Source organism: Leeuwenhoekiella sp. A2 (genome assembly GCF_047946655.1).
Lineage (GTDB): Bacteria > Bacteroidota > Bacteroidia > Flavobacteriales > Flavobacteriaceae > Leeuwenhoekiella.
This window is the reverse complement of record NZ_CP172311.1, coordinates 1,962,929-1,979,391: the sequence shown is the minus strand read 5'-3', so window position 1 is coordinate 1,979,391 and position 16,463 is coordinate 1,962,929. Positions and strand designations below refer to the sequence as shown.

At 37.4% G+C, this 16,463-nt stretch carries 21 protein-coding genes; 13 read left to right on the top strand and 8 right to left on the bottom strand.

Features of this window, described 5'->3' with window-relative positions:
* Window positions 1-4 precede the first annotated feature (4 nt).
* From ACH3PA_RS08845 to ACH3PA_RS08830, 4 genes are all read left to right on the top strand, one after another.
* The gene (locus ACH3PA_RS08845; RefSeq protein ID WP_416445073.1) at window positions 5-418 is read left to right on the top strand and encodes an energy transducer TonB; all 414 of its coding nucleotides are present in this window, start codon (window positions 5-7) and stop codon (window positions 416-418) included.
* Window positions 419-501: 83 nt separating this feature from the next.
* Window positions 502-1,668: an ergothioneine biosynthesis protein EgtB gene (gene egtB, locus ACH3PA_RS08840; protein ID WP_416445075.1), complete on the top strand. Its 1,167-nt coding sequence runs from the start codon at window positions 502-504 to the stop codon at window positions 1,666-1,668.
* Between the two features lie 5 nt (window positions 1,669-1,673).
* Window positions 1,674-2,642 (top strand): L-histidine N(alpha)-methyltransferase, encoded by a 969-nt coding sequence (gene egtD, locus ACH3PA_RS08835; RefSeq protein ID WP_416445077.1) that lies wholly within the window; start codon window positions 1,674-1,676, stop codon window positions 2,640-2,642.
* A 2-nt stretch (window positions 2,643-2,644) separates the two neighbouring features.
* Window positions 2,645-2,926 carry a DUF427 domain-containing protein gene (locus ACH3PA_RS08830; protein ID WP_416448531.1) on the top strand — a complete coding sequence of 94 codons (282 nt, stop codon included), beginning with the start codon at window positions 2,645-2,647 and terminating at the stop codon, window positions 2,924-2,926.
* A 30-nt stretch (window positions 2,927-2,956) separates the two neighbouring features.
* On the opposite strand, the gene ACH3PA_RS08825 is transcribed toward ACH3PA_RS08830, so the two are convergent.
* Together ACH3PA_RS08825 and ACH3PA_RS08820 are read right to left on the bottom strand one after the other, a co-directional pair.
* A complete protein-coding gene (locus ACH3PA_RS08825; RefSeq protein WP_416448530.1) occupies window positions 2,957-3,247 on the bottom strand; it encodes an isoamylase early set domain-containing protein in 291 nt (96 codons plus the stop codon).
* Between the two features lie 202 nt (window positions 3,248-3,449).
* A complete protein-coding gene (locus tag ACH3PA_RS08820) occupies window positions 3,450-4,517 on the bottom strand; it encodes an aminotransferase class V-fold PLP-dependent enzyme (protein WP_416448529.1) in 1,068 nt (355 codons plus the stop codon).
* Window positions 4,518-4,648: 131 nt separating this feature from the next.
* On the opposite strand from ACH3PA_RS08820, the gene ACH3PA_RS08815 reads away from it, so the two are divergent.
* From ACH3PA_RS08815 to fabD, 5 genes are all read left to right on the top strand, one after another.
* A complete protein-coding gene (locus tag ACH3PA_RS08815) occupies window positions 4,649-5,074 on the top strand; it encodes a 2TM domain-containing protein (protein WP_416448528.1) in 426 nt (141 codons plus the stop codon).
* Window positions 5,074-5,574: a dihydrofolate reductase gene (locus ACH3PA_RS08810; protein ID WP_416448527.1), complete on the top strand. Its 501-nt coding sequence runs from the start codon at window positions 5,074-5,076 to the stop codon at window positions 5,572-5,574. The genes ACH3PA_RS08815 and ACH3PA_RS08810 overlap by 1 nt, the downstream gene beginning before the upstream one ends.
* Window positions 5,552-6,403, top strand: a complete 852-nt coding sequence (locus ACH3PA_RS08805) for a fructosamine kinase family protein (protein WP_416448526.1) — start codon at window positions 5,552-5,554, stop codon at window positions 6,401-6,403. The genes ACH3PA_RS08810 and ACH3PA_RS08805 overlap by 23 nt, the downstream gene beginning before the upstream one ends.
* Window positions 6,404-6,491: 88 nt before the next feature.
* Window positions 6,492-6,992 (top strand): pyridoxamine 5'-phosphate oxidase family protein, encoded by a 501-nt coding sequence (locus tag ACH3PA_RS08800; protein WP_416448525.1) that lies wholly within the window; start codon window positions 6,492-6,494, stop codon window positions 6,990-6,992.
* A 139-nt stretch (window positions 6,993-7,131) separates the two neighbouring features.
* Entirely contained in the window at window positions 7,132-8,013 is an 882-nt protein-coding gene (gene fabD, locus ACH3PA_RS08795; RefSeq protein WP_416448524.1) for an ACP S-malonyltransferase, read from the top strand.
* 70 nt (window positions 8,014-8,083) lie between these two features.
* Here fabD and ACH3PA_RS08790 read toward each other — a convergent pair whose 3' ends face one another.
* Genes ACH3PA_RS08790 through ACH3PA_RS08780 form a run of 3 tightly spaced genes read right to left on the bottom strand, consistent with a single transcriptional unit; the run spans window position 8,084 to window position 10,380 of the window.
* Window positions 8,084-8,320, bottom strand: a complete 237-nt coding sequence (locus ACH3PA_RS08790) for a hypothetical protein (RefSeq protein ID WP_416445098.1) — start codon at window positions 8,318-8,320, stop codon at window positions 8,084-8,086.
* Window positions 8,321-8,373: 53 nt separating this feature from the next.
* The gene (locus tag ACH3PA_RS08785) at window positions 8,374-9,120 is read right to left on the bottom strand and encodes a TIGR03915 family putative DNA repair protein (RefSeq protein ID WP_416448523.1); all 747 of its coding nucleotides are present in this window, start codon (window positions 9,118-9,120) and stop codon (window positions 8,374-8,376) included.
* Window positions 9,121-10,380 carry a putative DNA modification/repair radical SAM protein gene (locus tag ACH3PA_RS08780; protein WP_416448522.1) on the bottom strand — a complete coding sequence of 420 codons (1,260 nt, stop codon included), beginning with the start codon at window positions 10,378-10,380 and terminating at the stop codon, window positions 9,121-9,123.
* Window positions 10,381-10,481: 101 nt separating this feature from the next.
* Here ACH3PA_RS08780 and ACH3PA_RS08775 point away from each other — a divergent pair, with 101 nt between their 5' ends.
* Window positions 10,482-11,249, top strand: a complete 768-nt coding sequence (locus tag ACH3PA_RS08775) for a LexA family transcriptional regulator (RefSeq protein ID WP_416445104.1) — start codon at window positions 10,482-10,484, stop codon at window positions 11,247-11,249.
* 51 nt (window positions 11,250-11,300) lie between these two features.
* On the opposite strand, the gene ACH3PA_RS08770 is transcribed toward ACH3PA_RS08775, so the two are convergent.
* Both ACH3PA_RS08770 and ACH3PA_RS08765 read right to left on the bottom strand, forming a co-directional pair.
* Complete coding sequence (locus ACH3PA_RS08770) at window positions 11,301-11,534, bottom strand: hypothetical protein (protein WP_416445106.1); 234 nt, start codon at window positions 11,532-11,534, stop codon at window positions 11,301-11,303.
* Window positions 11,535-11,640: 106 nt separating this feature from the next.
* Complete coding sequence (locus ACH3PA_RS08765) at window positions 11,641-11,838, bottom strand: hypothetical protein (RefSeq protein WP_416448521.1); 198 nt, start codon at window positions 11,836-11,838, stop codon at window positions 11,641-11,643.
* A gap of 148 nt (window positions 11,839-11,986) precedes the next feature.
* On the opposite strand from ACH3PA_RS08765, the gene ACH3PA_RS08760 reads away from it, so the two are divergent.
* Window positions 11,987-12,637 (top strand): DUF2461 domain-containing protein, encoded by a 651-nt coding sequence (locus ACH3PA_RS08760; protein WP_416448520.1) that lies wholly within the window; start codon window positions 11,987-11,989, stop codon window positions 12,635-12,637.
* Here the strand turns inward: ACH3PA_RS08760 and ACH3PA_RS08755 are convergent.
* Window positions 12,619-13,875 (bottom strand): 3-deoxy-D-manno-octulosonic acid transferase, encoded by a 1,257-nt coding sequence (locus ACH3PA_RS08755; RefSeq protein WP_416448519.1) that lies wholly within the window; start codon window positions 13,873-13,875, stop codon window positions 12,619-12,621. The two genes, ACH3PA_RS08760 and ACH3PA_RS08755, sit on opposite strands and share 19 nt — an antisense overlap.
* 148 nt (window positions 13,876-14,023) lie before the next feature.
* Here ACH3PA_RS08755 and ACH3PA_RS08750 point away from each other — a divergent pair, with 148 nt between their 5' ends.
* Both ACH3PA_RS08750 and ACH3PA_RS08745 read left to right on the top strand, forming a co-directional pair.
* Window positions 14,024-15,154, top strand: a complete 1,131-nt coding sequence (locus ACH3PA_RS08750; RefSeq protein WP_416448518.1) for a DegT/DnrJ/EryC1/StrS family aminotransferase — start codon at window positions 14,024-14,026, stop codon at window positions 15,152-15,154.
* A gap of 5 nt (window positions 15,155-15,159) precedes the next feature.
* Window positions 15,160-16,440 (top strand): amidohydrolase family protein, encoded by a 1,281-nt coding sequence (locus tag ACH3PA_RS08745; protein WP_416445116.1) that lies wholly within the window; start codon window positions 15,160-15,162, stop codon window positions 16,438-16,440.
* The last annotated feature ends 23 nt before the right edge of the window (window positions 16,441-16,463 follow it).

Below are 16,463 nucleotides of genomic sequence, written 5' to 3'. Positions count from 1 at the left end.
TATTATGAAGAAATTACTAATTGCTACCATCATTATGATGGCAAGCTTCTCGTACGCCCAAAACGGTGTTGCGATGAAGGGAAACACACTTACCATACGTGAAATCCCACCAGTATGGCCGGGCTGCTCAGGCTCAGAGACCCAAAAAAAATCATGTTTTAGTCAACAACTCGCTAAACACATTGGTCAAAATTTTAAATTCCCAAAAGGTTACAAACCAGGTAGTGTAAAAGAAAAAGTAGTTGTAAAATTTGTGATCAATACGGAAGGAAAACCTGAAATTAAAAGTGTCACAGGAGGCACAAAAGTTCTGCAGGATGAAGCTAAGCGCAACATTATGCTAATTCCCCAAATGACTCCCGGCAACGCAGGAGGTAAACCCAGAGCTATAAAATACACCGTTCCTTTTACCTTTTAACTTGCCCTTAACGCTTGTAAACGTGGGCAAAAGCAATAAAATTGTAAATTTGAGTATAACCACTTTAGGTTATACTCTTTTTTATGATTACAAGTCTTACAAACAAACTTTTAGAATTTTTTACTGAAACCCGCGCTCAATCTGAAATTATCTGCGCTCCCCTTGAAATAGAGGATTATGTAGTGCAGCCTATTGTTGATGTTTCTCCGCCCAAATGGCATTTAGGACACACAACATGGTTTTTTGAAGAATTCATTCTTAAACCTCATAAAGCAAATTATCAATTATATGATGATCAATTTGCTTTCGTTTTTAATAGCTACTACGAGAGTGTAGGTGCCAGAGTTGTGAGAACAGATCGCGGAAATCTGTCTCGTCCCACCGTAGAGCAAGTGTATTCATATAGACAATATGTAACTGAGAATCTTGCCGAACTACTGCAAGATGAAATTTCTGAAGAAATAGAATCACTGGTTCAAATCGGTATTCATCATGAGAAGCAACATCAGGAATTACTGCTTATAGACATAAAATACATTCTGGGTAACAACCCACTAATGCCCGCATACAATAAATCATTTACCGAATCAAAACCACAATCTCCAGATCAAAAATGGATATCAATATCTAGTGGTTTATATGAAATTGGCCATACAGGTGATGGCTTTTCATATGACAATGAATTTGGAAGACACAAAGTTTATCTCAATGATTATAAAATTTCAAATAGACTTGTGACTAATGCTGAATTTCTTGAGTTCATTGAAGATGGCGGTTATGAAAAAGTACTTCTATGGCATGCAGAAGCCTGGGACTGGGTCTCTAAAAACTCGGTAAAAGCACCTCTTTATTGGCATAAAATAGGTGAAAATTGGCAGCGTTATACTTTTAGCGGGTTAAAGCCTCTTGATCTTAATGCTCCACTAGCTCACATTTCATATTTTGAAGCTTTTGCTTATGCGCAGTGGAAAGGTCTAAGACTTCCCACAGAGTTTGAATGGGAAGCTGCACAATCACATTTCGACTGGGGGCAACGCTGGGAATGGACAGAAAGTGCCTACCTGCCATATCCTGGTTACACAAAAGTAGATGGCGCTTTAGGTGAATATAACGGCAAATTTATGGTAAGTCAAAAAACACTAAGAGGCGGTTCTGTCGCAACTTCAGATAAGCATACCCGCCCTACTTACCGCAATTTCTTTCATCCACACTTGCGCTGGCAATTTACAGGCTTGCGTTTAGCCAAATAAAATACATGAAACTGGAACAGAAAATTGATTTTCAAAGTGAATTTCAGGAAGAGGTATATGAAGGTCTCACGGCTTTTCCTAAATACCTGTCTTCAAAATATTTCTATGATAAAAAAGGAGACAAATTGTTTCAACAAATCATGGAGCTGCCTGAGTATTATTTAACGGGTTGCGAATTTCAGATCTTATCAAAATACACTTCAGAAATAGTTAAAAAATTTGAATCGCCATCAGGTTTTGACCTAATAGAACTTGGCGCCGGGGATGGCAAAAAGACAAAACTTCTTCTGGAAGAATTGATGAGCAACAATGTCAACTTTAGCTATAAACCCATAGATATTAGTCAAAATGTGCTTGACGAACTTCAGGAATCTGTAAAATCTCTGTGGCCGGAAATTGATATAGAAACGCAACAGGGAACCTATTTTAAAGTTCTAGAAAAAATTGCGCAGTACACTCAACGCAAAAAAGTTATTCTCGTACTAGGCTCAAACATAGGGAATCTTTCACATCCTCAGGCGATTGACTTTTTAAAAAATATTCAACATTCTATGCACAAAGACGATTTGCTTTTTATGGGCGTAGACCAAAAGAAAGATCCTGCCACCATTTTAAAGGCCTACAATGATTCTGCCGGCGTAACAGAAGCATTCAACAAAAATTTGTTAGACCGCATAAATGATGAGATGGATGCTAATTTTGAACCAAATAATTTCATTCATTGGCCTACATATGATCCTGAAAGCGGAACCACAAAGAGCTTTTTAGTAAGCAACAAGAATCAGGAAGTGGCTATAAATAAATTAAACTTGACTGTGAGTTTTGAAAAATGGGAAAGCATACAAACTGAAATTTCGCAGAAATACGATGATTCTGTGATAAACTGGTTAGCCGAAGAAGCTAATCTTCAGGTGGTCGATCAATATGAAGATGATCAGGGTTATTTTAAGGACTATATTTTTAAAAAGAAATAATTATGAAAGCGATCTGGAAAGACAAAGTTATAGCAGAAAGTGACAATACTATCGTAGTTGAGAGTAATCACTATTTCCCGCCCAATGCAGTAGACCAGCAATATCTGGTTAAGAGTGACACGCACACAACATGCCCCTGGAAAGGTGAGGCCAGCTATTACTCAATAAAAGTAAATGATGAGCAGCTGGAAGACGCTGCCTGGTATTATCCCAGCGCTAGCGAGAAAGCAAAAAATATAGAGAATTATATAGCTTTTTGGAAAGGCGTCAAGGTCACAGAGTAACCTTGACGATCTTACCTAACATTTCTTTTTCTATAGATCTATTATGCTGTTTTCTGCAGCAGCAAAATCACTCCACTGAGAGCGGTCTGCTTCCTGATCGTTTGTCCACTCACCATCTACAACATAACGAAAAGCGTAAGAGGTCTCGATTGGCAGATTTACTGCTAGCTTAAAGACGCCGTTTTTCTGTTTTTTTAGTTCAGTTTCCTGCCAGTTATTAAACTCTCCCGCCACAGCAACTTTTTCTGCACCTTTTGCAGGTACAGCAAAAGTGACTTTGCAAAGAGGTTTAGCTTTTAAATATTGTTTTGTAATAGCCATTTTAAATTATTTTTTATTCACCGCGTCAAATGTAATAACCCAATTTATTAATATCCAACAAATCAGCGCATTACATTTATTTTTTCGAAAAGTGAATTTTTTTAGTACTTGAGAAGACAAAAGCTAAATGCGAAAACGATATATAAACACATATTCTTATTATTTAGCATAAAATATTTATTACAATTAATAAAGCATAATGCTAAATTATCTTCAGTAAGGCATTAAAATCATCTTCAGTATTAAAATAATGGAAACTTATGCGAATTCCCGCTCCTCTTTTAGAACATATAATTTTATGTTCTCTTAACTTATTAAAGAGCTTCTCATCTCCTGTTATATTAAAAATTGAAGAATGAATTGTACGATTCTTAACCTGTGATTGTAAAAGATCTCTTGCCGAAAATTCTTCTTTAGCTTTGCTCTTTAGATGTTTAACCTGCGTCTCAATATTTTGTATTCCCACCGATTTTATTAGACCAATAGCGACAGACAATGTGCCAAAAGCCAAGGTATCCAGGTGTCCCGGCTCAAATTTACCAATGAAACTTTGTTCCTCTTTATATTTTGTGCCCCACGAATTAAAACCAATCGATCTTGGTTTAACTAAATCTTTTACAGATTCTTTAAAAAGAAAAAAACCGTTGCCATAACCAGCGTTAAGCCATTTATAAGCACTTGCTCCTAAAACGTCAATTCCTGAAGTTGCAAAATTAAAATCTGAAACTCCGCAGAATTGCGTCCCATCTGCAATGATTAGTAATTGGGGAAATTTCGCTTTAAGCTCTTTTATAAAATTTAGATCGATCATGATCCCATTTATGTATTGCACAAGACTTAAACATAACACATCAGGCTTCTCATTTTCTACCTGCTGTAGGATATTATCCTCCAGATTGGCATCAATATCGGCAAAAACAACCTCAAAATCGCGCGATGTAACGGGCCAGTTTATTGAAGGATAGTCATCTTTAAGAAGTAGAATTTTTGACTTTTCAGGAAGTCCCTCTAACAGAATGTTGAGACCTAAAGAAAAATTGGGCACAAGAGCCACATTTTCACTCTCACAATGAAAAAAATGACCTACCGTTTCACGAACTTTAGCTAAAAAAGCACCTTGCTTATCTTTTAAAATACTCCCTTGTATTAGATAATCCAGATCATGTTCCTGTCTAAAATCAAGCACAGTTTCAGACATGAGACCAGAGCCTGCCGTATTAAGATGAATATATTGAGAAGTGACCGGAAATTCTTTTTTTAAGTTTTTCATTAGAAAGAAAAGTGTTTAATTAACGTAACTTTGGTTAGAAATAGTAACGTTAAAGTTTTAAATTTTAATGCTGCTAAATTGCAAAAGCCCACTAGAGGCTTAAAAATAGGTCAACTAAATGATAAGAACAGATGTTTTCAAGTAAAAAAGAGACTTCAAAAATTGATCCCGAACAAAGAGAGCTTATAGAGAATGCTCAGGTTAGGATAAAGCAGAAGAAAAATCTTTTTCGCCACTTTATTGTATTTCTGGCCGGTGCGGTTTTACTTATCATTGTTAATCTGCTTCTTGATTTTGGTAAAGATTTTAGACCATTAAATGTAGATTGGTTTGTATGGGCGATACTTATTTGGTTTTTTATTTTTCTAATTCACCTGCTCAATGTTGTCCTCTTCAGCAGTTTTATGAATAAAAAATGGGAGCACGATCAGCTCGAAAAACTTGTTGACAAGCAAAAGCGAAAAATTGCACAACTACAAACAGAGGTAGACAAGCAACAACCCCTGCCCGAAAAAAAAAGCCCGTTTATAAAACCCAATCAACCTCTAAACTCTTAATGTCTCCTAAAGTTACACTAATAGCTGCAGCAGCAGAGAATAATGCATTAGGTAAAGACAGCGACCTCGTTTGGCATCTGCCCGATGATTTTAAAAGATTTAAAGCGCTCACAACGGGTCACCATATTGTGATGGGAAGAAAAACCTTTGAGACTTTCCCAAAACTTTTACCCCATAGAACTCATATTATTATCACCCGGCAGGAGAATTATAAAGCAACGGGTGCTATTGTCGTAAACAGTCTTGATGACGCACTTTCTTACGCTCATGATGATGACAACACCTACATTATAGGCGGTGGCGAGATTTATGCGATGGCAATGCAAAAATCCATGCATATAGAACTCACACGTGTTCATGGTAATTTTGAAGCAGACACTTTCTTTCCTGAAATTGATGAAAAAGATTGGGAACTCATCAAAGAAGAATTTCACCCTAAAGATGAAAAGCACAAATATTCTTTCACATACCTAACTTATGCCAGACGTAGATCTGCTTAATCACCTTGGCACAAAACACGATCTTGTAGTAAACACCCACAAGCCATTATCTGGCGGCGATATTAATGATGTTTATTTACTACATTGTAAGAGCGGCAAATACGTTATCAAAATAAATGACAAGAACAAATTCCCTAAAATGTTCTTGAAAGAAAGCAACGGGCTCAAATTACTTGCTTCCGCGAAAGCTATCCATATCCCGGCAATTATTGCGGTAGGCGATTTTAAAAACACATCTTACTTAATTCTGGAATACATTGATTCTGTAGCAAAAAAACCTTCTTTTTGGACCGATTTTGGGCATCAAATGGCCGATTTACACCGCAAAACTGCCGATAATTTTGGACTTAATGAAGACAATTATATAGGTAGTTTAAAGCAGATTAACAACAGCTCACAATCTGCCGGGCAATTCTATATAGAGCAGCGCCTAGAACCTCAATTTAAACTGGCTATAGATAATGGTTACAATTTCAAAAATCTGGATGCTTTTTATAAATCTATAGCGACCCAAATTCCTCATGAAGCGCCTTCCCTGACCCACGGTGATCTTTGGGCTGGCAATTTCATGGTAAACAATAACGGTCTTCCCTGCCTTATAGATCCTGCTGTTGCTTATGCTCCGCGAGAAATTGATATTGCGGTTATGCATCTTTTTGGTGGCTTTGACTCACGCCTCTTTCAAACTTATAATGAGGATTTTCCATTAATTAAAGGATGGGAAGACAGACTTAAGCTATGGCAACTCTATCACATTCTGGTTCACGTCAACCTTTTTGGCGGGCATTATTACGCTTCCGCGAAAGCAATCATTAAACAATACAGCTAGTTTAACAAACTTTACACTTTACCTAAATAGAATTAGTAAAGCTTTGGCTTCTTACCACTTCCTATCTCTCTATCTTTAAAAGAAAAAGATGAGTACAAAAAACTTATACAACGACGAAGCAAAGAAAAAAATTAAGAATCTAGCAGAAGATATAGATTTTGCTATGCTCGCCACAGCTCTTGGCACAAAACCTATTAGCGCTATACCCATGAGTACAAAAAAGGTTGATGAAGATGGCAATATCTGGTTTTTAAGTGGCAAAAACAGCGATCATAATACAGATATCGCAAAAGATGACGCTGCTCAACTTTTTTATTCTGATCCCGGCTCAATGGAATTTCTAAGTGTTTATGGCAACGTAAAAATAATTTCTGACAAAGCAATTCTGGAAGAACTTTACGGTAAAACTGATGATAACTGGTTTGATGGCGTAGATGATCCTAATCTATCTGCCTTAAAATTTGTTCCTTCAGACGCTTTTTATTGGGACACAAAAAACAATAAATCAGTCACTTTATTTAAAATGGGTGTAGGTGCAATAACCGGAAACCAGCCAGATATAGGCGAACAAGGCGAGTTAAAAGTCTAGTATATACAGCAGATTTAAATAATTCAGGATTTAATATTTTAATTTTAAAAGCTCAAAAAAATGTCAAATCCTGAATTACATCTGATAAAATTCGTAGACTTTAAGTATATGCTTAATTTTGCAGACTAATCAAATTAATATGAAAGCGTATATTTTTCCCGGTCAGGGAGCACAATTTTCAGGAATGGGCAAAGATGTATATGATACATCTGCAGATGCCAGAGCAATTTTTGAAAAAGCAAATGAAATACTAGGTTTCAACATCGCAAAGACAATGTTTGACGGTTCTGCAGAAGAACTTAAAGAAACAAAAGTCACTCAACCAGCTATCTTTTTACACTCGGTAGCTTTATATAAATCATTAGGAAATGTAAAACCAGCAATGGTTGCAGGACATTCTTTAGGCGAATTTTCTGCACTTGTTGCAAATGGTGTTCTTGATTTTGAAGCTGGTCTTAAGCTAGTTTCTCAGCGCGCTCAGGCTATGCAAAAAGCTTGCGATCTTGAGCCATCTACTATGGCAGCCGTATTGGGTCTTGAAGATGAAATTGTGGAGTCTGTTTGTGCAGATGTTGAAGGAACCGTGGTGGCAGCAAATTATAACTGTCCCGGGCAATTAATTATTTCTGGCGAAATTAAAGCCGTAGAAGAAGCCTGTGAACGTTTAAAAGAACGCGGCGCAAAACGCGCTTTAATACTACCGGTGGGTGGTGCTTTTCATTCGCCACTAATGGAACCAGCGCGCGAAGAACTCGCAGCAGCTATTGAGAGTACTACTTTTAATGAACCTCTATGTCCCGTTTATCAAAATGTAAGCACTTTTGCAGTTACAGATCCTTCAGAAATTAAAGAAAATTTGTTATTTCAACTTACCGCACCGGTAAAATGGACGCAAAGTGTTCAAAATATGATCGCAGATGGAGCTACTGATTTTATAGAAGTAGGTCCCGGCAAGGTTTTACAAGGTCTTGTTAAGAAAATCAATCGCGAAGCAATCGTTAGCAGCGCGACTGTAGAATAAGAATACAAAGCATATATATTAAAAAGGGCTTGCAAAATTGCAAGCCCTTTGTTTTTCAGGTTAACTGATATTACATATCGTCGTTACCTTCAACTTCGTCTTGAACTTCATCTGCAGCATGATCAACAGCATCACCAGTATCTTCTGCAGCGTCTTCGATAGCATCTCCTGCATCATCCATAGCATCACCCATATCATCAGCAGTAGATTCCATAGAATCTTCAGCTTTTTCCTGAGTTGTTTCGCGACAAGCAGAAACTGATACCATTAACATAAGAGCCATTGCACTGTAAACAAATTTTTTCATCGTAATTGAATTTTAATTAGTGTTATTAAGGTGCTAAATTATATAATTTACCATTACCTAGGTGATTTTTCATTTAAATATTTCCAATATCGCTTAGGTATATGCCTTATGTGCAGTTTCATATTTATTCTTGAAGATATTGTAGTGCTTTTAAAGTAATCCCTCCATAATATATCAAAAATCGCCTCTTCTTGTGCGAAAATCGCATTTTCAGACTGATTATCAGAAAACTCAATTTTAATCATTTCTACGCCCTTTAGATCGTAGTACAAACCGTAGCTGCGTTTAAGATCGTAGATTATCCATTTTTGGTCTGCATATCTGTTTTTAAAGTGAGAACTTATAAGTGGCAAAACATCAAAATCGGGTTCAATTTGTGCAAAATAGATTTGATCGCTTGTGAGTTTAAATCTTACAAAAGCTTCCATACGGTGCTTCTCGCGCCCCACCATTTTTGTAAGCTGGGCTGTTTGTAAGATCATTTCATGACCATAGTCCCCGGCATTTCCTGTAGCCAGAACATATTCTATCGCTTTTAAAAGTACGAGTTCATTGCCATCTGTTTCACTTAAGAATGACCAATAAACCTGCGTGCTAAAATTGTGGAAGGTTTTTAATCTTTTCCAAACGCGATTCGCCTTTGCTTCATCTGTATAAATTATAAGCTTTTCTTCAAAAAGCCCTTCTTGAAATTTTTCATAAGAAGTGATGGAAACCGGAGATAATTTCTCTTCATAAACTGTAAAAACAGCTGTGAGAAAACCATCAAAGCTGCCGTCGTATGCCAGTTGATGTTGCACTTAAAAAAGACTAAGCTGGCTATTATATAACTTCTGATACTTGCTTTGTGAGTTTTGCAATATCATACTTTTGATTTTTTCTGCAGTTAGATCCCGCTTCTCCCAATCTCTACTATCGCAGATCATGAAATATTTGGCCCTATTAAAAGCCACGCCTATAGCTTTTAAATTTTCAAGGTTGAGCTTTCTATATCTACGCGCCTGAATAATTTTATTTACAGATTTCATACCCAGCCCGGGGATTCTCGCCAGCATACGTTTTTCGGCCTTATTAATGTCAATAGGAAATTGATCAAGATTGCGCAGCGCCCAACTCAGTTTAGGGTCTACATCTACATCCAGATTAGGATGATTGTTGTTAAGTAATTCTCGTACATCAAAACCGTAGAAGCGCAAAAGCCAGTCAGTTTGATACAATCTGTTCTCCCTCAACATTGGCACCGCCGTTCCTAAAGCCGGCAATCTTTTGTCTTCAAGCACAGGAACATAACCTGAATAATAAACACGTTTCATATTATACTTGGCATAATAATGCACCGCAGAATACATAACGTCTTTATCACTTTCTCCTGTTGCGCCCACAATCATTTGTGTACTTTGACCGGCTGGTGCATATTTAGCTACAGTTTTGAGAAGTTTTTTTTCTGAGTTGTATTGTATGATCTCATTTTTAACCTTCTCCATAGGCTTGATAAAATCTTTATGATCTTTTTCAGGTGCCAGAAGTTTTAATCCTGAAATTGTAGGGACCTCTATATTAACAGAAAGTCTGTCTGCATACAATCCTGCCTCTCGCATGAGCTCATCACTTGCGCCGGGAATTGATTTTAAATGTATATAACCATTAAAATTTTCCTCAAGACGGAGCTTTTTCGCGACAGCTATTAACCGCTCCATTGTATAATCTGGATTGTGAAATATACCGCTGCTTAAAAAAAGGCCCTCAATATAATTACGCCTGTAAAAATTAATGGTGAGATCTACAACTTCCTGAATTTTAAAAGCTGCCCTTTTAATATCATTGCTTTTTCTGCTCACACAGTAGGCACAATCATAAATGCAATGATTAGTAAGTAAAATCTTTAGCAATGAGATACATCTGCCATCTTCTGCATAACTGTGGCAAATACCCATACCACTACTATCACCCAACCCTTTATTTGTGTTCTTTCTATTGCTGCCGCTGCTGCTACATGAAACATCATATTTAGCAGCATCTGCGAGAATAGTTAGCTTTTCGCGAATGCGTTCAAAATCCATAGCAATTAGGAATTTTTACAAATTTAAAGAATTATTCCTAATAATAGGATTTATTCCAAAAAATAAATTGGACATTTTCCTTAAATTAGTATATTTACGGTATGGGAATTAATGATATAACCAGCGATGTTAGGCGGTTTAAGCTTATACGTGAGGAGCAAAATTTAACGCAAACCGAGTTTGCTCAGGCTTTGGGAATTAAAAATTCTACTGCAGATATAGAACGCGGGAGAACTAAATTATCAGGGCAAATCGTTACAGAATTGCTGCGTCTTTACAACGTAAATCCTTTGTGGTTATATGGTTTTAGCAATCAAAAATATTTAAATGCCGGCAAAGGTGATGTGAGCCCTAAAGTGGTGACCGTAGATCCTTCAGACAATGAGAATCTGGTTCTTGTAAATCAAAAAGCTGCGGCCGGTTATCCTCACAATATTCAGGATATAGACTGGTATCAACAACTTCCTGCTTTTGATCTTCCGCTGCCGCAATATCGCAATGCTACTTATCGCGGTTTTCAAATAGAAGGTGATAGTATGTTGCCTAATTTTCAGCCTGAAGATTGGGTTTTAGGCAAAGCGATCACCAGTATGGATGAAGCTAGCAATAATAAAGTGTATGTCGTCGTTATGCCAGACTCTGTGGTTGTGAAAAAATTACAGAAGTTGCCAGATCCTTCTAAGGTTTTGTTGATCTCACTTAATCAGGAATATATACCTTTTGAGATCAATGTGAGTGACATTCAGGAAATCTGGCAGGTAAATAGCAAACTCACCTTTCATCTTGATGCACCTTCTGAGAGCACTTTACTTAGAGAACTTCAACAATCTATGGAAGAATTAAAGAGCCAGGTGCGTGGGCTAAAATAAAAAATCCACCTTGTTATTCACAAGATGGATTTTTGCTAAAGGGATAATTTATTAGTTATTATCGTCTGTCTTGATCTTGGTATCACCGTCGTCGTCAGTTTTGATCTTCACTTCTTTCTCGTCGGTTTTCATTTTGATCTTATCTCCGCCGTCCTTTACTTCCATAGAAGCACCATCATCTTTCATATCTTCAATTACTTTTTCCTTTTCGGTTTGTTCTCTACAAGAAGTAAGAGAAAAAGTCATTAATGCGGCCATAAATACAGCCTGAGCTAATCTTTTCATAATTTCAGATTTTAATTAAAGCATTTAGAAGGTTTATTGCCTTCTATTTTATACTCTTCTAATTTGCTTTTATATTAAGCGATTTTTAAGGGTTTTTGACCGATTTTTAGTTATCGTCACCTATTTTATCAATTTCTTCATTTACTTGTTTATCTACTTCTGCACCTGCACGTTCCATAATTCCAGAGTCATCTGTAGAGTCAACTTCTACTTCTTTAACCACTGTTTCTTTGTGTGTTTCTCTGCAGCTTGTTAAGCCCGCAGTTAATGCCGTTAAAGCAAATAATACAACTATTTTTTTCATAATATTAAATTGTTAAACGACAAATGTAACCGCATAACACATACAAAAGGATATTAGATTTCTAAAGTATTCCCAAATAATGTAAAGAATACGTTAACAAACCTCAAAAATTAAAGGCTTTTTTAAATTTAATTGCAAATAATACAAAATGGATTTTAAAGAATTATTCAAGTTTATAGATGCTTTACAGCGAAATAATAATAAGGAGTGGATGGACGAAAACCGCAAGTGTTATTTTAAAATTCGTGATTCTTATATTGACTGGCTAGAAACTATGGATGCAAAACTCGCTAAAATTGATCCCGACTATACACACACTCCCGGTAAGAAAGCCATAAATCGCATAAACAATAATTTACTTTTTCACCCAGACAGACCAACTTATAAAGATCATTTTGGCGCCGGGCTTGATCAGGTTTCAAAACAAGGTGACTTTTATATACAGATTGGAAAAGAGAATTTTATCGCCGGAGGATATTATAAGCCAAAAGCTGCAATTGTAAAAAGCATACGCCAGGCGCTTGATTATAATGGTGAGGATCTATTGGCAATTTTAGATAAGAAAAGTTTCAAAGGTGTATTTGAGCTTATAGATGATGGTGACAGCTTAAAAACCTCACCAAAAGGTTTTCCTGCAGATCACAGATTTATAGACTTACTTCGCAAAAAGACTTTTGCTGTGCAAGCTAATTTAACCAGAGCAGAAATCATGAAACCAGATTTTGATGAAAAAGTCATCGCTATCTATAAAGAAATGCTGCCTTTTAGACGGTATCTCAATCAGGCAGTGACGGTATGATTCTGTAGATATTTGTTTATGATTCTGGTAGCGCCGGTATTGTTTTGTACAAAGTGACCGGAAATCATACCTGCTTTTTCTCTAAAATCTTTATTCTCAAAAAATTTCACCAATAAGTCATTAGCTTCTTCAGCAGAATTTACTGTGTATAAACCTGCCAGTTGCCTTAAACGAACAGCTTCCGGGAATTTTGTGATGTTTGTTCCTGTGATTATTGGGAGGCCAAAAGTCGCCGGTTCCAGAATATTATGTAAACCTGTTGTTCCTGCCGCGCCGCCTATGTAAGCAACATCTGCATATTGATACACACGGCCTAAAAAACCTACCGTATCAAGCACAAAAACGGGGGAAAGAGCCAAATTTTCGCCCTCTTTCTTTGAAAATCTGACTGCTTTAACTTTCAGTTTTTCAACAAAAGAAGTGATCTTTTCTTCATTGATCTGATGCGGGGCAATAATCACCTTAACCGCGGAATGTGCCACGTAATTATTCAAAAAATCCAGTAGCAAATCGTCGTCTTCTGGCCAGGTGCTGCCGCAAACTAAACACGGTTGACCATCAACAAATTCTTCAATAAAATCAACTTTATTATTTTGCTCAAGTTGCGCACTCACTCTGTCAAAACGCGTATCGCCGCTTACGGTCACATTATTAAAGCCCAGACTTTTAGCCAACTCATACGAGGTTTCGTTTTGCACGAAAAAATGATCAAATGCTTCAAATGATTTAAGCATCCACCTTCCGTACCACTTAAAAAACGGTTGATTTGACCTAAAAACCCCCGAAATAAGCACTGTTTTCGCTCCGCTTTTTTTCAAAGCATTTAAATAATTGGGCCAGAATTCATATTTAATAAACAACGCAATCTCCGGGTGTGCGAGCTTGATGAAATCTTTAGCCGCTCTTTCTGTATCCAGCGGTAAATAAACCACAACATCTGCAAGTGGCGTATCTTTTTTAATGGTGTAGCCTGACGGCGAAAAAAAAGAAAGCAGGATCTTATGCGTAGGATATAACTTGCGCACTTCTTCCATAACCGGCACACCCTGTTCATATTCTCCTAAAGATGCGGCGTGAAACCAGATGACGCGATCTGTCTCTTTAATTTTAGCCCTTAACTGTGCAAATACTCCCTTTCGCCCTGAGCTAAATTGTTTCATTTTAGAGCTAAAAAGTGCAATTACAGGAAGAAGAAAATTCACCAGTGCGATAAGCAGAGAATAGAACTTTTGTGCCATGCGGTAAAAATAGCCCTTTTCATAAAATCCATTGGCGATAGGTATGATATTTCGTACTTTCGTCAGGTTGATTTACGCATCGATAAATGACACATCACAGCATTCTTAACGCTGAAAAAACGATGCGATTTCTCCTTAAATAAGCAACATGAAGAAAATACAAATGGTTGACCTTAAGGGTCAATATGAATTGATAAAGGAGCGTGTAGACAGTTCTATACAAGAAGTAATTGAAACTACAGCATTTATTAACGGCCCTGAAGTACACGCTTTTCAAAAAGAACTAGAAGAATATTTAGGTGTAAAACACGTAATACCCTGTGCAAATGGGACAGACGCTTTACAAATTGCCATGATGGGCTTAGGCCTTAAACCCGGTGATGAAGTGATTACAGCAGATTTTACCTTTGCCGCGACTGTAGAAGTTATCGCATTACTTAATCTTACTCCCGTGCTTGTAGATGTTAATCCACACGGATTTAACATAGACGTTGAAGCTATTAAAAGAGCGATCACTCCAAAAACCAAAGCTATTGTTCCCGTGCATCTTTTTGGCCAGGTTGCAGATATGGATGCCATCATGGAAATTGCCAAAGAGCACAATCTCTTCGTTATTGAAGATAATGCGCAGGCAATAGGTTCAAATTACACACGTCGCGATGGTAGTCAGGTTAAAACCGGAACCATAGGCCATGTGGGAAGTACTTCATTTTTTCCTTCTAAGAATCTGGGTTGTTATGGTGACGGTGGCGCAATTTTTACTAATGATGATGATCTGGCGCACACGATTAGAGGCATCGTAAATCATGGTATGTATGAGCGTTATCACCACGATGTTGTAGGTGTAAACTCAAGACTCGATTCTATACAGGCCGCTGTGCTTAGAGCAAAATTACCTCATCTAGATTCTTATAATGACGCACGAAGAGAATCTGCCAGAAAATATTCTGCTGCTTTACAGAACCACCCAAAAATCACGGTTCCGCTTATTTGTGATGTTTGTGATTGTCATGTTTTTCATCAATATACGTTAAGGCTGAAAAATACAGACAGAGATGCGCTTGTTAAGCATTTAAACGCAAAAGGAATTCCTTGCGGAGTATATTATCCAATTCCGTTACACCTGCAAAAAGCCTACGCAGATGAAAGATATAATGAAGCAGATTTCCCGGTAACCAATCAATTAGTGAAAGAAGTTATTTCGTTGCCTATGCATACAGAGCTTGATAATGAACAAATTGAGTATATTACAAGCACAATTCTTGAATTCTTAGGCTAATACTTATGAAAAAAATCGCTTTCCTATTTCTATTTGCTGTTCTGTCTTTAAGCGGTATTGCACAAAACACATATTTGCAATGCGGTAATATAATTGACACAAAAACGGGAAAAATACTTTCTAAAAAGACCATTATAATTTCAGGAAATTCTATTCAGGAAATTCGCGATGGTTTTGTAGCAGGAACAGGAGACGATAAAACTATAGATCTTCAAAACAAAACGGTAATGCCGGGCTTTATCGATATGCATGTGCATATTGAGAGCGAGACAAATCCCAATCAATATCTTGAAGAGTTCACTTTAAATGAAGCCGATGTCGCTTATAAAGCTGAAGAAATAGGAAAGCGCACATTAATGGCTGGTTTTACAACAGTGCGCGATCTGGGTGGCAGCGGAGTAAATGTTGCTTTGCGAAATGCTATTAATAAAGGAACGGTTGACGGGCCGCGAATTTTCACAGCAGAAAAAGCACTGGCTTCAACCGGTGGTCATGCGGATCCTACAAATGGGTACAGAAAAGACCTTATGGAAGATCCGGGACCAAAAGAAGGTGTTGTAAACAGTGTTGACGATGCGAGAAAAGCTGTGCGCCAGCGCTATAAAAATGGCGCCGACTGGATAAAAATCACAGCTACCGGCGGAGTTTTAAGCGTAGCGAAAAACGGGCAAAATCCCCAGTTTACTGAAGAGGAAATAAAAGCGATCACAACCACAGCAGCAGATTATGGTATGAAAGTGGCTGCTCATGCTCATGGTGATGAAGGTATGCAACGCGCAGTGAGAGGCGGAGTAAAGACCATAGAGCACGGTACGCTGATGAGCGAAGAAACCATGGACCTGATGAAAGAGTACGACACGTATTATGTGCCCACTCTTTCTGCAGGAAAATACGTCGCTGAAAAAGCCATGATAGAAGGTTATTATCCGGCAATTATCGTCCCAAAAGCCCTAGAAATCGGTCCACAACTGCAAAAAACCTTCGCAAAAGCTTATAAAAAAGGAGTAAAAATCGCCTTTGGCACTGATGCCGGCGTTTTCCCTCACGGTGAAAATGCAAAGGAATTTGGTTATATGGTAGAAGCAGGAATGCCTGCTATAGAAACTATTGAAGCCGCTACAATTACCAGCGCAGAACTTCTCGATATGCAGGATAAACTTGGGCAGATCGCACCCGGATATTATGCAGATATTGTTGCCGTAGACGGTGATCCTTTAAAAAATATAGATCTTTTGAATACTGTGACTTTCGTCATGAAAAATGGAAAGATCTATAAGCAAGAATAGCTGATTTATAAATTATAAAGGCT